This window comes from Jatrophihabitans endophyticus, assembly GCF_900129455.1.
Taxonomy (GTDB): domain Bacteria; phylum Actinomycetota; class Actinomycetes; order Mycobacteriales; family Jatrophihabitantaceae; genus Jatrophihabitans; species Jatrophihabitans endophyticus.
Genome location: NZ_FQVU01000002.1, coordinates 692991 through 709590 on the forward strand (window position 1 = coordinate 692991; position 16600 = coordinate 709590).

At 71.9% G+C, this 16600-nt stretch carries 15 protein-coding genes; 12 read left to right on the forward strand and 3 right to left on the reverse strand.

All coding sequences use genetic code 11. The annotated features are described in order from the left end of the window. Positions 1-39: 39 nt before the first annotated feature. The 3 genes from BUE29_RS08650 to BUE29_RS08660 all read left to right on the forward strand — a co-directional run bounded on the left by BUE29_RS08650 (position 40) and on the right by BUE29_RS08660 (position 3866). On the forward strand, positions 40-972 hold the full coding sequence (locus BUE29_RS08650; protein ID WP_159440850.1) for a sulfotransferase family protein: 933 nt from the start codon (positions 40-42) through the stop codon (positions 970-972). 193 nt (positions 973-1165) lie between these two features. Then, entirely contained in the window at positions 1166-3418 is a 2253-nt protein-coding gene (locus tag BUE29_RS08655; protein ID WP_143168075.1) for an acyltransferase family protein, read from the forward strand. Between the two features lie 79 nt (positions 3419-3497). Then, positions 3498-3866: a cupin domain-containing protein gene (locus BUE29_RS08660; RefSeq protein ID WP_073388637.1), complete on the forward strand. Its 369-nt coding sequence runs from the start codon at positions 3498-3500 to the stop codon at positions 3864-3866. 9 nt (positions 3867-3875) lie between these two features. Here BUE29_RS08660 and BUE29_RS08665 read toward each other — a convergent pair whose 3' ends face one another. Further along, a complete protein-coding gene (locus BUE29_RS08665; protein WP_073388640.1) occupies positions 3876-4055 on the reverse strand; it encodes a hypothetical protein in 180 nt (59 codons plus the stop codon). A gap of 508 nt (positions 4056-4563) precedes the next feature. On the opposite strand from BUE29_RS08665, the gene BUE29_RS08670 reads away from it, so the two are divergent. After that, the gene (locus tag BUE29_RS08670) at positions 4564-5388 is read left to right on the forward strand and encodes a Crp/Fnr family transcriptional regulator (protein ID WP_084180857.1); all 825 of its coding nucleotides are present in this window, start codon (positions 4564-4566) and stop codon (positions 5386-5388) included. Between the two features lie 97 nt (positions 5389-5485). Here BUE29_RS08670 and BUE29_RS08675 read toward each other — a convergent pair whose 3' ends face one another. Together BUE29_RS08675 and BUE29_RS08680 are read right to left on the reverse strand one after the other, a co-directional pair. Then, positions 5486-5884, reverse strand: a complete 399-nt coding sequence (locus tag BUE29_RS08675) for a DUF3224 domain-containing protein (protein ID WP_073388643.1) — start codon at positions 5882-5884, stop codon at positions 5486-5488. Then, complete coding sequence (locus BUE29_RS08680) at positions 5881-6645, reverse strand: 4'-phosphopantetheinyl transferase family protein (RefSeq protein WP_073388645.1); 765 nt, start codon at positions 6643-6645, stop codon at positions 5881-5883. The genes BUE29_RS08675 and BUE29_RS08680 overlap by 4 nt, the downstream gene beginning before the upstream one ends. A gap of 133 nt (positions 6646-6778) precedes the next feature. Between BUE29_RS08680 and BUE29_RS08685 the strand changes: the two genes are divergently transcribed. The 8 genes from BUE29_RS08685 to BUE29_RS08715 all read left to right on the forward strand — a co-directional run bounded on the left by BUE29_RS08685 (position 6779) and on the right by BUE29_RS08715 (position 16598). Continuing rightward, positions 6779-7525, forward strand: coding sequence for a PIG-L deacetylase family protein (locus tag BUE29_RS08685; protein WP_073389586.1), 747 nt, complete (start codon positions 6779-6781; stop codon positions 7523-7525). A 45-nt stretch (positions 7526-7570) separates the two neighbouring features. Continuing rightward, positions 7571-9196 (forward strand): MFS transporter, encoded by a 1626-nt coding sequence (locus tag BUE29_RS08690; RefSeq protein ID WP_073388648.1) that lies wholly within the window; start codon positions 7571-7573, stop codon positions 9194-9196. A 25-nt stretch (positions 9197-9221) separates the two neighbouring features. Beyond that, complete coding sequence (locus BUE29_RS08695; RefSeq protein WP_073388651.1) at positions 9222-10766, forward strand: class I adenylate-forming enzyme family protein; 1545 nt, start codon at positions 9222-9224, stop codon at positions 10764-10766. 9 nt (positions 10767-10775) lie between these two features. Next, on the forward strand, positions 10776-11447 hold the full coding sequence (locus BUE29_RS08700; protein ID WP_073388654.1) for a hypothetical protein: 672 nt from the start codon (positions 10776-10778) through the stop codon (positions 11445-11447). Positions 11448-11455: 8 nt separating this feature from the next. After that, positions 11456-13723 carry an ACP S-malonyltransferase gene (gene fabD, locus BUE29_RS08705; protein ID WP_073388656.1) on the forward strand — a complete coding sequence of 756 codons (2268 nt, stop codon included), beginning with the start codon at positions 11456-11458 and terminating at the stop codon, positions 13721-13723. A gap of 75 nt (positions 13724-13798) precedes the next feature. Further along, positions 13799-15352 (forward strand): amino acid adenylation domain-containing protein, encoded by a 1554-nt coding sequence (locus BUE29_RS08710; RefSeq protein ID WP_143168076.1) that lies wholly within the window; start codon positions 13799-13801, stop codon positions 15350-15352. A gap of 19 nt (positions 15353-15371) precedes the next feature. Further along, a complete protein-coding gene (locus BUE29_RS21945) occupies positions 15372-15617 on the forward strand; it encodes an acyl carrier protein (RefSeq protein ID WP_143168077.1) in 246 nt (81 codons plus the stop codon). A gap of 30 nt (positions 15618-15647) precedes the next feature. After that, positions 15648-16598, forward strand: coding sequence for a chlorinating enzyme (locus tag BUE29_RS08715; protein ID WP_073388658.1), 951 nt, complete (start codon positions 15648-15650; stop codon positions 16596-16598). The last annotated feature ends 2 nt before the right edge of the window (positions 16599-16600 follow it).

Consider the following 16600-nt stretch of genomic DNA (forward strand, 5'->3'; position numbering starts at 1 on the left):
GAAGAACGGCGCTCAGGTTACGGTAAGAAGATCACCGACGTGCCCACCGACGATCATCCCCTCGCCGCCGCCCTGCGCCGCAAGGCGCGCGCCGCGCGTCGCCGCGTGGCGCGGTACGGCGGCCGGGACGCGGCCCCCGCTGCCGGCCCGGCGGATCGGTCGCACTCCCCGGCCCAGGAAGACCTCGACCCCGGCGACGAGGCGACGCCGCCGCGGCCGAGCCGCTTCTCCGCACGCGACGGCGCGGCGGGCCTGCTCGTCCCCGAGCCCGTCTTCGTCTTCAGCTCGGTGCGGTCGGGATCGACCCTGCTGCGGCTGGTGCTCGACAGCCACTCGCAGATCTGCGCGCCGCACGAGATGCACCTGGCCGCCCTCGAGGTCCGTGCCACCCGGGGCAACGCGGCCAAGGCGCTGCGCATGATGGAGCTCGACGAGCAAACCCTCGGGAACCTGTTGTGGGACCGCGTGCTGCACCTGCGTCTCGCCGAGTCCGGCAAGTCGCGCATCGTCGACAAGACCCCCCACACCACGCTGCAGTGGCAGCGGGTGGCCGCGTTCTGGCCCCGGCTGCGACCGCTGTTCCTGCTGCGCCACCCGCTGCGCATCGCCGAGTCGCTGATCGCGTCGCGGCCCGACGTCCCCGACGCGGACCACTACGCCCGGGTCACGGCATACGCGGTCGCGCTCCACGAGGCGCAGGCACGACTCGACGGCTACACCACGCGCTACGAGGACTTCACGACCGAGCCCGCGCGGGTGACGCGGGAGATCTGCGACTGGCTCGGCGTGGCCTGGGAGCCGGAGATGCTCGCCTACGGCGAGAAGAAGCACGACGGCCGCCACAAGCGGGGCCTCGGCGACTGGAGCGACAACATCCGTAGCGGCACCATCAAGCCGGCACCGCCGAACCCGGCGGCGAACGACGTGCCCGCCGAGCTGCGTGACGCCGCGCACCTGCTCGGCTACCTGTGAGCGCCGGGGTTGTGGGCTGCCCCACAGGACGCCGCCAGGGCTGGCAGTCGACTGACCGCCGGGGTGCCCATTCCCTGGTCCGCGGATAGGGTTCGTGTCGTCCCCACGCGCAGCTGAACAGGACGCTGCCCGGACGATCACGCTTGTCCGAGCCGCCCTCGCCGGCGGTTCCCGGTCGCGGTCAGGAGGCCCGGTGAGCACGGCGAACGGTCGTTCCGACGGCGCCGGCCGACCCGGCGGTCGGCACCGGGCCGTCGCGACCCCGCCCCGCGTGCCGAGCGGGTTCCGGCCCGACGTCCAGGGGTTGCGGGCCGTCGCGGTCTCGCTCGTCGTGATCTACCACCTCTACCCCGACGCCTTGCCCGGCGGGTACGTCGGCGTCGACGTGTTCTTCGCGATCTCGGGCTTCCTCATCACCGGGCACCTGCTGCGGACGGTGCGCACGACCGGGCGGGTCGGCTTCGTCGACTTCTACGGGCGCCGGGCCCGCCGGTTGATGCCCGCGGCCGTGCTGGTGCTCGCGGCGACCTGGCTGGCCTCGTGGGCCGTGCTGCCCTCGACGCAGCTCGCGGCCACGGCCACCCAGGTGCGGGCGAGCGCGCTGTACTTCCAGAACTGGGTGCTGGCACACGACGCCGTCGACTACCTGACCGCGGACGACGCCCCGTCGCCGGTGCAGCACTTCTGGTCGCTGTCGGTCGAGGAGCAGTTCTACCTGTTCTGGCCGCTGCTGGTCCTGGTCGCGCTCGGGGTGGGCACGCTCGCGGCGCGCCGGCTGCGTGCCGCCGGCGCCACCGACGAGCGGGTCGCGGCTCGCCGCGCGGCCCGTACCCGCGGCGTCATGTTCCTGCTCGCCGTCGCGGTGGTCGCGGTCTCGTTCTGGTATTCGGTGCACGAGACGCGGGTCAACCCGTCGGCGGCCTACTTCGTGACGACGACCCGGGTGTGGGAGCTCGCGCTCGGTGCCGCGCTCGCCCTGTTGACCGATCGGGTGGCGTCCCGCGTCGGCCGGGTGGGCGTGCTCGGCTGGCTCGGGCTCGGCCTCGTGGTCGCGTCGGCGTTCCTCATCGACGAGGGCTCCCCGTTCCCCGGCAGCGTCGCCGCGCTGCCCGTCGGCGGGGCGGTGCTGCTCCTCGCGAGCGGCTCGTCGGTGGCCAAGCTCGGGCCGTCGCGGCTGATGTCGCTGCGACCGGTGGTGTTCGTCGGGGACATCTCGTACTCGCTCTACCTCTGGCACTGGCCGCTGATCATCCTGTGGGAGGCGCACTCCGGCGACGACATCGGCTACCTGGACGGCCCGGTCCTCCTCGTTGTGGCCGTGCTGCTGTCGTGGGCGACGAAGGTGTTCGTCGAGGACCGCGTCCGGCTCGCCGGGATCCTCGCCGGGCACCGGTGGCGCTCCCTCGCGACCGTCGCCACCGCCGCCGTTCCCGTCCTGCTGGCCTCGATCTACATCGGGAACGAGCCGGCGCCCTACCACGCCACGGTCCAGGCCGACCGGCCCGGCGCGGCCTCGCTGCTGCAGGACGCGGCCGGATCCAGCACACCGTCCGCGACACCGACGACCGGGGCGGCTGCAGGTGCGTCCTCGTCGTCGGCGTCGCCGCGGAGGTCGGCCACGAAGGCGACGCCGGCGTCGAGGTCGGCGGTGCCGTTCGCGCCGCCGGTCGAGGCGGCGGAGCAGGACATGGGCGCCTACACGAAGGGGCCGGGCGGCTGCCAGGCCGCTCAGACGTCGTCCGACCTGCTGTCGTGCACCTACGGGGACACGAAGCACCCGATCAGGACCGTCGCACTCGTCGGCGATTCGGTCGCCGGGCAGTGGTTCCCCGCGCTGAACGCGATCGCGCTCGAGCGGCACTGGAAGCTGGTCCTGAACCTGCACAGCCTCTGCCCGTGGTCGGCGACGATGACCGTGACCGGCGACGGCGAGGCCTACCGGGCCTGCCACACGTGGGGGGCGAAGCTCACGGCGGCGCTGCTGAAGCAGCGGCCCGACGTCGTCATCACCTCGGCCCGGCCGTCGCTCGGGACCACCGACCACCCCGAGGTCGGCACCGCCGCCTGGCGTGCGATCGGCAGCGGGGCGGTCGCCTACTGGAACAGGCTGACCGCGGCGGGGATCCCGGTGGTGCCGATCGCCGAGACCCCCGAGATGCACAAGGACGTCCCGGACTGCCTGGCCAGCACCGACGACGACTTCGACCAGTGCAGCGCGACGCGTTCCGACGCGCTGCGGCCCGGCACGCCGATGGTGGTGGCCGCGCGTCGCACCCAGGCGCACGCGGTCACCATGAACGACCTCGTCTGCGCGCCGAAGGTGTGCAAGCCGGTCGTCGGCAACATCCTCGTCTACCGCGACAAGCACCACATCACGCAGACGTTCATGTTGACGCTCAAGCCGTTTCTGGAGAAACGGTTGCTCGCCACCAAGGCGTTCGACTAGCGCACACCGCACAAACCGGCTGGCGGCCAACAAGACATTCGACAGCGGTCCCCGTTGCGCGTCGTGACAGACTCGGTCGATGGACGTCGTCGACCTCTCCCACACATTCACGCAGTTCGCCGAGACGTGGTCACCCAAGGTCGTGGCACGGCTCAACGATTACGAGATCAAGGTCGTCAAGCTCGACGGTGAATTCGTCTGGCACGACCACCCCGACACCGACGAGCTGTTCCTCGTGCTCGCGGGCAGCCTCACCATCGCACTGCGCGACGGCGACGTGACGCTCGGCCCGGGGCAGCTCTATGTCGTCCCACGGGGGGTGGAGCACTGCCCGATCACCGACGGGCTGGTGCACGCGGTCCTCGTCGAACCCGCCGGCGTGGTCAACACCGGCAGCGCCGGGGGCCCGCTGACGGCGACGTACGACGACTCGCTCGCGAGGCCGTAGCCGGGGCGTTCAGCCGGCGCGGCGGCGCCGGGAGCGGGCGGCCGCGCGACGGTCCACCGCCCAGCCACGGACGATCGCGATCGGCCCCTCCGGCCCCATGAAGGCGAGGAAGCGGAGCGCGCCGCGTACGGGCGGGACCGGTTCGGGTGCGGGAGTGGCGGGCTGCGGCGCCCGTCGGTCCGTGGTCATCTCGGCTCCGTCCCGGGGTCGGCGCCGCGTCGGCGACGGCGGGCCGGACCGGCCCGGAAACGGTCGCGCGAACCCCTGCGCCACCCTTGTACCCGTGTCCACCCGGCCCCTTTTCGGCACTGCGCAATAGTGAGCACTAATGGTCGGGCCGTCGAATAGGACGCTTTTCGATAAGCAACGCCTGACCGCCCCACCGCTCCGGCGGAATTCGTCGAATTCCAAGATCACAACGCCGCGGATATCGCCGACGCCCCGGGCGATTCGTCCGATGTGAGTTCGCGGTGCAGTTCCGACAATTAACCGAGAAAGGTTGCAGAAGTAGTAAAGGGCGCGCCACTCTGGAGCCCCGCGTGAACCCGACCGATGTTCCGCGCCTGGCACGTCCTGGCCGGTGTACACGACGCTTCAAGCCATGGAGTGATCACATGCGCCGAAGTCACGCAGCGCCCCCGTCGGCGCGACCTCGCTGTCCCGGCGGGGGCGGCGACGCCACGCTCGCGAGACCCCGATGATGCCGCCTCCGGTGCGGGCCGCCCCGAACGCCGTGCCGGCGAGCGCGAGCCGGGTGGCGGGCCGACGCGAGCCGACGACCGGCGGGCCGTGGCCGCGCCCGGCTCCGGACGGGGCGGTCGGCAGTCGCCGGCCGGTCGCCTGCCGACCCCCCGCCGCGCCGCGCCGCGCGCTCAACGGCCTGCTGCGCCAGGAGCTCACCGGCTCGTCGGTGCTGCGCTTCCCACGTCGCGAGCTGGTCTACAGCCGCTACGGCACGAACGGCGGACCCGCGGAGGACGCCAGCCTCTACATCGTCGAGAGCGGCTACATCAAGCTGGTCACGCCCTCGCGTGACGGCAAGGAGTGCCTGCTCGGGATCTTCGCCGGCGGTGACGTGATCGGCGAGATCTCCCTCGGCGACTCCGAACGCTACGAGTGCGCCATGACGATGACACCCGCGGTGGTGCGTCGCATGCCGCGCGCGGGCCTGATGGCGATGCTGGACTCGCCGGGCGTGCGCGAGGAGTTCATCCGCTACCTGGGGCAGCGGCTGCTCGAGCAGCAGCAGCTGATCACCGACTTCGTCACCGCCGACAGCGAGCACCGCTTCGCGGCGATCCTGCTCCACCTGTCGCGCAAGATCGGCACCCGTACCGGCGCGATGCTGGCCATCGACGCGCGCATCACGCAGGAGGAGTTCGCCGCCATGGTCGGCACGACCCGCTCGCGGATCGGCCTGTTCCTCAAGCACTTCGTCGAGGCCGGGCTGGTGTGCAAGGGCGGGCGCGGCACGATCGCCGTGGACGACGCCGCGGTCAAGCGCTACCTCGAGCTGTGCTGACCGGCCCGCGCCCCGACGACGAGCGCCCCTCCCGATCGGGAGGGGCGCTCGCCGCTTGCCTGCGTCGTCGGCCGGTGTCGCGGTCGGCCGACGCGTCCTACAGGTTGTAGTTGAAGGTGGCGTCCGCGGTGCCGTCGCTCTTGCTCTCGTAGCCGCCCTTGCCGGAGATGCCGGCGAGCTCGTCGGTGCCGGAGTCCTCGGCGACCGACCACTCGGCCTTCGCGATGCCGTTCTCGAACGTGCCGAAGACCTCGAGCGTCACCGAGCCCTTGTTGCCGCGGACGGTGCCCTTGATCTGCTGGATGCCGACGAAGCTCGCCTTGTCGTCGGTCGGATAGACCATGAGGTAGTCCGCGACGCCTTCGCCCTCGATGTCGCCCGCGAACTTGCACGTCACGTGCGCCTTCGTGAGCTTGTGCGAGACGATCGTCGACTCCTCGACCGGGTTCTCGTCCCAGCCGGTGATCTGGAAGGTGGCGTTGGTCAGGGTCGTCATGCGTTTGCTCCTCGGTACTCGTGTGCCGGGTGCTCGGTCGAGTCACCCGCGCGTCCGTGGCGGAACACTGTGGGCTCCGTTATGCCCACTTCGCGACGGAACGCAACCGCGACGGGGACGTCGGCCTGCCACCACTGCGCAAATCCCCACTCCGTCGTGGGGCGGGCCGACACCGTGCGGTCGATCAGCGTGATCGGGTCGATCGTGAACTCGAGGCGGTCGAACGGCAGCCGCATGCCGAGACCGCGAGCCTTCGTGTAGCTCTCCTTCAGCGTCCAGAGGCCGAAGAAGTACCGGCGGCGGTCGGCGGCGGTCCGGCCGCCGCGGAGCGTCGCGAGCTCGCGCCGGGTCAGGACGGCTCGGGCGATGAGGTCGAGGTCGCGGACCCGCTCGCCGCACTCGACGTCCACGCCGCACTCGTGACGGGAGACGGCGACGGCGACCTGCCGCGAGCTGTGCGACAGGCTGAAGCGCAGGTCGCCGACGGGACCGGTCAGCCGCGGCCGGTCGTGCTCCTCGACGCCGAACTCCCAGCCCCTGCAAGGAACGTCGGGACGTGCCCAGCTCAGCGCCGCACGCAGCAGGCGGTGCGCGGTGACGTAGCTGTCGCGGTCCTCGGTCCGGACGAAGCGAGCGGCACGCGCGGACTCGTCCGCGTCGAGACCCCACGCGCCGGCGTCGCGCTCGACCGGCCGCACCCAGACGTGGACGTCGGAGCCGAGGCGGTCGCGCGCAGTGGGTTGCGCCGCGAGACGTGTCACCCGGCCGACGCTAGGGACATCGTGGGGGTGGGACTGCCCACCATTGCGCAGTGGTGCCTGCTCCGGACGGTTGCCGGGTGCGTGCGCACTGTTGAGCAGACCCGTCCGGAGCCTCGTGTCGAGACTCGAGATCATGACGACCGACCTCGAACCCGTTCCCGAGGACTGGGAACGCGCGCTGATCGTGGTCGCCCACCCCGACGACATCGAGTTCGGCTCGTCGGGCGCGGTGGCCGCGTGGACCGCCGCCGGCAAGACGGTGCACTACCTGATCCTGTCGCGCGGCGAGGCCGGCATCGACTCGATGCCGCCGGAGAAGGCAGGGGAGGTGCGCGAGCGCGAGCAGCGCGCCAGCGCCGAGATCGTCGGCGTCGCCGACGTCGAGTTCCTCGACTACGCCGACGGCAGCATCAGCTACTCCGAGACGCTGCGCGACCACATCGCCGCGGCGATCGTGCGCCATCGACCGGAGCTCCTGGTCGGCTACAACCACCACGACGTGACCTTCAGCGGGAAGTGGAACACCTCGGACCACCGCAACGTCGGCCGCGCCACGCTGGACGCGGTCGGCGTCGCGGCGAACCGCTGGCTCGGCCGCGACCCGAGCGACGGCGACCCGAGCGCGGCCGACGGCGACGAGCTCCTCTGGGCGGGCATCAAGCACGTCTTCATGGCCGCGTCGCCGAATCCGACGCACGCCGTCGACGTCACCGACAGCCTCGACGCCGCTGTCGCGTCGGTCGAGGCCCATGTCGAGTACCTGGCCGGGCTCGGCCTGCCCGAGGGCGCCGCCCGCTTCGGGCTCGAGCAGCTGACCAGCTCGGTGGCCGAGCGCTTCGGCGACCGCCCCGCCGTGCCCTTCGAATGCGTGGACGTCTGAACCGAGGCGAGACCGAGTGACGACGAACAGCCGAGAGAGGTCCCAGTGAGCACTACACAAGCCGGTGCGGCCACGCCGAACCCCGCCGAGGGGCTCAGCGCGCGAACCCGCCTGATCGCGACCATCGGAGCGGCGTTGGCGCTCGCGCTGGCGTCGATCGACATCTCCGTGGTCAGCACCGCGATGCCCGACATCGCCGCCGACCTCGACGGGCTCAACCTCTACAGCTGGGTGGGCGTGGGCTACGCCGTCGCGTCCGCGGTGCTGATCCCCGTCGCGGGCAAGCTCGGGGACATGTTCGGCAGGAAGCCGTTCCTGCTCGTCGGGTTGGCCGGCCTGATCGGCCTCTCCCTCGCCTGCGGGCTCGCGCAGAACATGACCCAGCTCGTCGTCTTCCGTGTCGTGCAGGGCATCTTCGCCGCCTTCCTGATGGCGAACATCTTCACGCTCGCGGCGGACGTCTACACGGCGGAGAACCGCACCAAGGTGCAGGGGATCTTCTTCAGCGTCTCCGGGCTGAGCATGGTCGTCGGGCCTCCGGTCGGCGGCTTCATCACCGATCACTGGAGCTGGCGCTGGGTGTTCTACGTCGCGATCCCGATCGGCGTCGTGTCCTTCGCGATGATGCTGGCGGCGGTCCCGCGGGTCGCGTCCAGCGCGAAGGCGCGCGACATCGACTTCGCCGGCATGGCCGCGCTGATCGCGGGCCTGGTGCCGATCCTGATCGCGCTCTCGCTCACCGGCGACAACCACGCGTGGACGTCGCCCGGCGTGCTCGTCCCGCTCGTCGTCGGTGCGGTGATGCTGGTCGTCTTCTTCCTGATCGAGACCAGGGTGGCCGAGAACCCGATCGTGCCGTTCGGGATGTTTCGGTCCAACCAGGTGTCGGTCATGGCCGGCGTCGCGTTCGTCTCGGCGTTCGCCATGATGGGGACGCTGTACTACGTCCCGCTGCTGTACCAGGGCGTCCTGGGCGTGAGCGCGACGTACTCCGGCAGTCTCGTCATCCCGATGACACTGGCCCTGATGCTGATCCCGCCGTTCGCGACCAAGGCCCTGCTGGCGGTCAAGCGGTACCGGGTGCTCGGGGTCCTGGCCTTCGCGCTCATGGCCCTGGGCTTCGTCGTCCTCACCCGGGTCGACGCCGACAGCTCCCACGCCCTGCCGCTCGGCGCGATGATCCTGATCGGCGTCGGCATCGCGATCGCGTTCCCGATGGCCACGTCCGTCACCCAGAGCGCGGTCGACATGAAGCAGATCGGCACCGCGACCAGTCAGATCCAGTTCTGGCGCATGATCGCCGGCCCGGTGTGCCTGGCGATCCTGGGCTCGATCTTCACCTCGAGCGTGGGCACCGCGATCGGGACCGACGGCTCGGGCCTGTCGACCATCGACCGCGGCGATCTCGCGCACGGCCTGCACCTGGCCTTCGTGGCCTCGTTCGTCGTGTCGCTGATCGGTGTCGTCATCTGCCTGGTCCTGCGCGAGGTCCCGATCATCGACATGAAGGCGATGATGAAGAAGATGTCCGGCGCGGGCCCGAAGCCCGCCGGACCGACCGACAGCTCCGAGGGCGGCGCCGACGGGTCGAGCGGTGGCCCCGAGGGCGTCGCCGCCGCCCCCGAGAAGCCGTCGCCGAGCGGGCGCGAGCCGGCCGCCGCGGGCGGCTGAGCCGCACGACCGGATCGGAGCCAGCATGACCGCAGTCGCCGCGTCCACGTCGATCGTCCACCTCGTGCGGCAGCGCGCGACCGACCAGCCCGAGCACCGGGCGCTTGTGGTCGACGACGGCACCGAGCTGACCCTCGGCGAGTGGCTCGAACGGGCCGAGCACCTCGCGCGGGTCCTGGTCGCCCGCGGGCTGCGGCGCGGTGACCGCATCGCCCTGGTGATCGACCCGGGCGCGTGGATCGAGTACGCGGTCGCGAATCTCGCCGTCTATCTCGTCGGTGGCGTCGGGATCGGCTTCACCGATCGGCTCGGCGCGGACACCGTCGACCGGCTCGCGGCCGATTGCGACGCCGCGGCGGTGCTGCGCTCGGCCGGGGTGGCCGGTCGCGACGACCCGGACCGGCCCTGGTGGGGCATCGACGAGCTGACCGCCGACCGTGCCGGGAGCGACGACCTGCCCGACCTGCCGGATCCGGCGGCCGGCGACGGCACCGATCGCATCGCCGAGATCGTCCACACCTCGGGCACCACCGGGCCCGCGAAACGGGTCGCGGTCACGCACGGCAACCTCACCTTCGGTCGCGACAGCAGCGGCGAGCTCTTCGGCGGCATCGAGAGCATCCTGTGCGCGGTGCCGCCCGGGACGAACGCCGGCCACAGCGCGCTCGTCGTCGCACTGACCACCGGCTCGCGGGCGCACGTCCTGCGCTCGATCGACCCCGACGCGATCGCGGCCGCCGTGGCGCGGGACGGGATCCAGCACGCGATCCTGCCCCCCGCGGCCGCGGCCGAGCTGGTGCACTCCGGCGCCACCGACCGCTACGACCTGACCAGCCTGCGCGCCCTGATGTTCGGCTCGTCGGCGGTGCCCGATTCGATCGTCGCCGCCCTGTCGCAGGCGATCCCCACCGCGAGCATCATGATCGGCTACGGGTCGACCGAGTCGGCGCCGGCGTTCGCCCGTCGCGCGGAGCCCGCGTTCGGAGACGACGGCGACGTCGAGCGCTTCCGCACCGCGGGCTACGAGTCGCTCGGTGCGGCCGGGGGCGGCACCGAGGTGCGCATCGTCGACGACGCCGGGGAGCCGGTAGCGGCCGGCACGATCGGCGAGATCGCGTTGCGCAGCGAGGCACCCCGCCGCTTCTACCTCGACGTGGACGAGCGCACGGCCGGGGTCTTCGCCGGGGACGGCTGGGTCCGCATGGGCGACCTCGGCGTCCTCGACCCGGACGGCACCCTGCGCTTCGTCGACCGGGTCGCGGAGTCGATCGTCAGCGACGGCCGGCGGATCTCGTCGGCGCAGGTCGAGAACGCGCTGATGTGGCACCCGGGGGTGCGGGCGGCGGCCGTGTTCGCCGTTCCCGACCACGACCGCGGGCAGCTCGCCGAGGCGGCGGTCGAGACCGAGGGCGACGTCCACGGCGAGGATCTGCTCGCGTTCCTGGCCGATCGGCTGGCACCGGCCGACCTGCCTGCGCGCGTGCACGTCGTCGATCGACTGCCCCGCGGCGTGACGGGCAAGGTGCACAAGCAGGTGCTGCGCGAGCAGTACGGACGAGTGAGGAGCTGAGGAGCGCTCATGGCGGGAAAGCGGATCAAGGTCTACCTGGAGGTCGCGGACAAGAAGACGTTCGCCGTCGCCCTCGACTGGCCCGGGTGGGCACGTTCGGGCAAGACCGGCGACGAGGCGCTGGCGGCCCTGGCCGAGTACGCACCCCGCTACCGCAAGGTCATCCGCTCGACGGACTACTCGATCCCGGAGGGCGAGCCCACCTTCACCGTCGTCGAGAAGGTCAAGGGCAACGCCACCACCGAGTTCGGCGCGCCGGCGGCCTTCGTCGACGCGGACGGCAAGCGGGTGACCCAGGCCGACGCGGAACGCACCGCCGCGCTCGTCCGCGCGTGCTGGCGGGCGGTCGACAAGCAGGCGAAGAAGTCCCCGTCGGCGTTGCGCAAGGGACCACGTGGCGGCGGCCGGGACCGCGACAAGATGCTCGACCACCTCGTCAGCACCGAGGCCGCCTACGCGCGCAAGGTCGGGGTCAAGCACAAGGCGCCGGACTTCGACGACGCCAAGGCGATCAAGGCGATGCGCGAGGACATCCTCGACGTCATCGGCAACCGCTCGAACGGCAAGAAGCCCGTCGGGAAGGGCTGGCCGGTCGCGTACACCGCTCGCCGCATCGCCTGGCACGCCACCGACCACGCCTGGGAGATGGAGGACCGCAGTTCCCCGAAGAAGAGGAGCTGACCGCGGCCATGACCACCGCGTGCCTGTTCCCCGGCCAGGGCTCCCAGCACGAGGGGATGGGGGTGGAGCTGTTCGCGCGGCACCCGGAGCTGGTCGCGCAGGCCGACGAGATCCTCGGCTGGTCGCTCGTGGCCACGTGCCGCGACGACCCGGCCGGCCGGCTGCGTGACACCGAGGTCGCCCAGCCCGCGATCTTCGCCGTCGACGCGCTGTCGTGGCTGGAGTGGCGCGCGCGCCACGATGCGCCGGCCTTCGTGGCCGGGCACAGTCTCGGCGAGTACGCGGCGCTGTTCGCGGCCGGGTGCATCGACTTCGCGACCGGCGTCCGGCTGGTGCAGCGCCGGGGGGCGCTGATGGCCCGCGCGGCCGGCGGCGGGATGGCCGCGGTGGTCGGCGTCGAGCCCGACGAGCTGGTGCGGCTGCTCGCCGACGCGGGCTGCGACGTCGACGTCGCCAACCACAACAGCGCCGACCAGGTCGTGCTGTCCGGCGCCGACGGGCCCCTCGACGCCGCGCTCGAGCTCGTCACCGCCCGCGACCTCGGCCGTGTCATGCCCCTGCCCGTCAGCGGCGCGTTCCATTCCCGCCTGATGACCGACGCGGCGCGCGAGTTCGAGAAGGTCCTCGCCGAGGTGGACTTCGCGCCGCCCGCGACACCCGTGATCGCGAACGTGACGGCGAGACCGTACGAGGCGGACGGCATCGTGCGGCTGCTGGCCGACCAGATCGACTCGTCGGTGCGGTGGAGCGAGTCGATGGCCTACCTCGTCGACCACGGCGTGACCGAGACCGTCGAGCTCGGGCCGGGCACCGTGCTCACCAGCCTGTGGCGCTCCGCGCAGCGCACGACGTCGGTGGCGACCCGGCCGGCCGGCGCCGCGCACGACGACGGTGCGACCCGCCGGGACGGGCTCGCCATCACCGCGGGGTCCCTGGGCTCGAGCGGTTTCCGGCACGACTACGGCGTTCGCACCGCCTACGTCGCGGGCTCGATGTATCACGGCATCGCCTCCACCGATCTCGTCGCGGCGATGGGCAGGGCCGGTCTGCTCGGCTTCTTCGGGTCCGGCGGCCTGCCCGTCGACGACGTCGACGCCGCGCTCACGACGATCCAGCGGGCCCTGGGTGCCGACGGGACGTACGGCGTCAACCTGCTCTGCACGCTCGACAACCCGACCCTCGAGAACGAGCTCGTCGACCTGTACCTGCGGCGGGGGGTGCGCTTCGTCGAGGCGGCCGCCTATCCCCATGTCACGCCGCCGCTCGTGCGGTGGCGGTTCACCGGCGCCCGCGACGGCGTCGCGCCGCACCGGATCCTGGCCAAGGTTTCCAGACCGGAGGTCGCGACGGCGTTCCTCGACCCACCGCCGGACAAGATCCTCGCGGCGCTCGTCGCGGCCGGTGGGTTGACCGAGGACGAGGCGGCGATTGCCCGCACACTGCCGATGTCTCAGGAGATCTGCGTCGAGTCCGACTCCGCCGGCCACACCGACCAGGGCATCGCCCTCGCGCTGCTGCCGGCGCTGATCCAGTTGCGCGACGAGCTGGTGAGCCGGCACGGCTACGACGTCCCGGTCCGGGTCGGCGCGGCCGGCGGGTTGGGCTCACCCGAGGCGCTCGCCGCGGTGTTCGTGCTCGGCGCCGACTTCGTGCTCACCGGTTCGATCAACCAGTGCACCCCGCAGGCCGGCACGTCGGACGAGGTGAAGGACCTGCTGGCGACGCTGGACGTGCAGGACACGACGTACGCGCCGGCCGGTGACGTCTTCGAGCTGGGGGCGCAGGTGCAGGTGGCCCGCAAGGGGACGCTGTTCCCCGTGCGCGCGCAACGGCTCGTCCAGGCGTACCGGCAGGCCGCGCGCTGGGAGGACGTCGAGCCGAGACTGCGGGCGTCGATCGAGAAGGACTGCTTCGGCCGGCCGTTCGCCGAGGTGTGGGCCGAGACCCGCGAGTACCTCCGGCAGCGGCATCCCGACGAGCTCGAGCGGGCCGACGCCGACCCTCGCCGCCGGATGGCGTGGGCGTTCCGCTCGTACTTCCACCACTCCACCGCGATAGCGCTCGACGGCGACGAGGACGAGCGGGTGGACTTCCAGGTGCACTGCGGGCCGGCCATGGGGACGTTCAACCGCTGGGTCGCCGGCACCGACCTCGAGGACTGGCACGCGCGCGACGTCGCCGTCGTCGCCGACCGGCTGATGACCGCCACCGCCGACCTGCTCGCCACGCGTCTCGGCGAACTCACCGGGTCCGCGTCGTCCTCTGCTCAACACTGAGCGGCGCCCGCACGGGCGCGCTTCCTACGTTCGGAGCACGCGACCACCGTCGCGGCCGAACGACAGGACCCCGTGATGCGAGCCGAGCCGACGCTGCACGAGCGCTACCGCGCCGTGGCCCGCGAGCACGCCGGGCGCCCCGCGGTGACGTGCGGCAGTGAGACCGTCACGCACGGCGATCTGCTCGCCGCGGCCGAGGCCGTGGCCGCGACCCTCGCCGGCCTCGGCGTCCGCCCGGGCGATCGGGTCGGCCTGGTGTGCGAACGAGGGATCGGGCTGCTCGTCGGGATGGTCGGCATCGTCCTCGCGGGGGCGGCGTACGTCCCCGTCGACCCCGACTACCCACCCGAGCGCATCGACCTCCTCGTCCAGGACAGCGGGATCGAGGTCGCGGTCACCGACGGGCCGGGTCGCGCCGCGCTGGCGCCCGGCAGGGTGCGGCAGGTCGACGTCGCGTCGGCCGACGGCGCCGCCGCCGCGCCCACGCTGCCCAGCGACCCCGACGTGACCGCGTACGTCATCTACACGTCCGGCTCGACCGGTCGACCCAAGGGCGTGCTGGTCAGCCATCGCAACGTCGTGCGGCTCTTCGACAGCACGGCCCACTGGTTCGGCTTCGACGAGACCGACGTGTGGACGCTGTTCCACTCGCCGAGCTTCGACTTCTCGGTCTGGGAGATCTGGGGTGCGCTGCTGCACGGCGGCCGGCTGGTCGTCGTGTCGGCCGAGACCGTCGCGAACCCGCTGCTGCTGCTGGAACTGCTGCGCGACGAACGGGTGACCGTGCTGAACCAGACACCGTCGGCCTTCCGGCTGCTCGCCGCCGTCGGCTGCGACCGCGGCCGCGACCTCGCGCTGCGCACCGTCGTGTTCGGCGGGGAGCGGCTCGACGTCGCCCTGCTCGGCGACTGGTTCGCCGCCTTCGGCGACGAGGAACCGCGGCTGGTCAACATGTACGGCATCACCGAGACGACGGTGCACGTGACCTACCGGCACGTGCGGCTCGCCGACCTCGCGCGCCCCGACCGCAGCCCGATCGGCATGCCGATCCCCGACCTCACCGTGACGATCCGCGACGCCGACGGCACGGTCGTGCCCGACGGCGAGCCCGGTGAGATCTGGGTGGCCGGCGCCGGGGTGGCGACGGGCTACCTGAACCGCCCCGAGCTCACCGCGGCGCGGTTCGTCGACGACGGCGGCGATCGGGCCTACCGCTCCGGCGACCTCGGGGTCGTCGACGACGGCGAGCTCGTGCACCAGGGGCGCCTCGACGACCAGCTGAAGGTGCGCGGATTCCGCATCGAGCCGTTCGAGGTGGAGGCCGCACTGCTGAGGCATCCGGGGCTCGCCGCGGCCGTGGTGAGCGGGAAGGACTACGGCGCCGGCGACGTGCGCCTGGTCGCGTACGTCCAGGCCGTCGACGGCGCGGCGGACGACCTCCCGGCGGTGCTGCGCGAGCACGCCCGGGCCCACCTGCCCGCCCACCTGCGCCCGTCGGACTACCTCCCGGTCGAGCGGATCCCGCTGACGGCGCAGGGCAAGGTCGACCGGACCGCGCTGGCGGCGGGGACCGGCGACGGCACCGGGATCGAGACCACCGTGCAGCGCCGCGTCGCGGCGATCCGATGACGCACAGGAGCGGAGTGACATGACGACCACGAACGCAGGACCGACCGTCGACGACATCACCGGCATCGTCCGGGACGTGTTGCAGCGCGACGAGATCGACCCCGACGGTGACCTGTTCCAGCAGGGCGCGACCTCGCTGGCCTACGTCCGCGTCATCGCCGAGATCAACAACCGATGGCAGCTCTCGCTGAACGGCAGCGAGGTCGACGGCGAGGCGACCGTCGTGCGCCTGACGAAGGCGGCGGCGGCCGCCGCCGACGCCTGACCCAGCAGCTCGAGCAGAGGGAGAACACCGATGACGAACACCGTGACCAAGGGCGAGTTCGCGCTCTCGGACGAGGAGATGGCCAGCTTTCGCAAGAACGGCTTCTTCGGCCCGTTCCAGGTCTACGAGGTCGAGGAGATGGTCGCGACCTGGAACCGGGAGCGGCTGGCGATGCTCGACCGCAGCCACGCCGCCTACCCGGACAGCGCAGCGCTCGACGGCAACACCAACATCGCCAACTACGACCGGCACCTCGACATGGACTTCCTGGCCGATCACATCAGCCGGCCCGAGATCGTCGACCGGGTCAACAGCGTGCTCGGCCCGGACGTGCTCTGCTGGCGCACCGAGTTCTTCCCGAAGTACCCCGGGGACGAGGGCACCGACTGGCACCAGGCGGACACCTTCGCCAACGCCTCCGGCACGCCGCAGATCCTGTGGCCCGAGGAGACCAACGGGTACGGCGGCACCATCACCGTCTGGACCGCGTTCACCGAGTCCAACGAGCACACCGGCTGCCTGCAGTTCATCCCGGGGACGCAGGAGGAGATGATGTACGACGAGACCAAGCGGATGGAGTACTCGCCGGACACCATCAACTCCGTCGCCAAGGGCGGTGTCCAACGGGGCTTCTTCGGCTACGACTACCGCCAGCTGCAGAAGGATCCGGACTGGGAGCCGGATGAGTCGCAGGCCGCGGCGATGGTCATGCGGCCGGGCGAGGCGATCATGTTCTGGTCGACGCTCATGCACGCCTCGCTGCCGCACGACGGCAGCACCGAGCAGATGCGACTCGGCTTCGCCGGCCGCTACGTCCCGACCGCGGTGCGGGTCTACCCCGACACGACCGAGATCGAGGAGTACGGCGGCAAGGTGAGCCTCGACCGCTACGGCGCCGTCCTGGTCTCGGGCACCGACTCCTTCGGCCACAACACGCTCGCCACGCAGACCACGCGAGGCCGACCGTTCACCACCCGGTGACG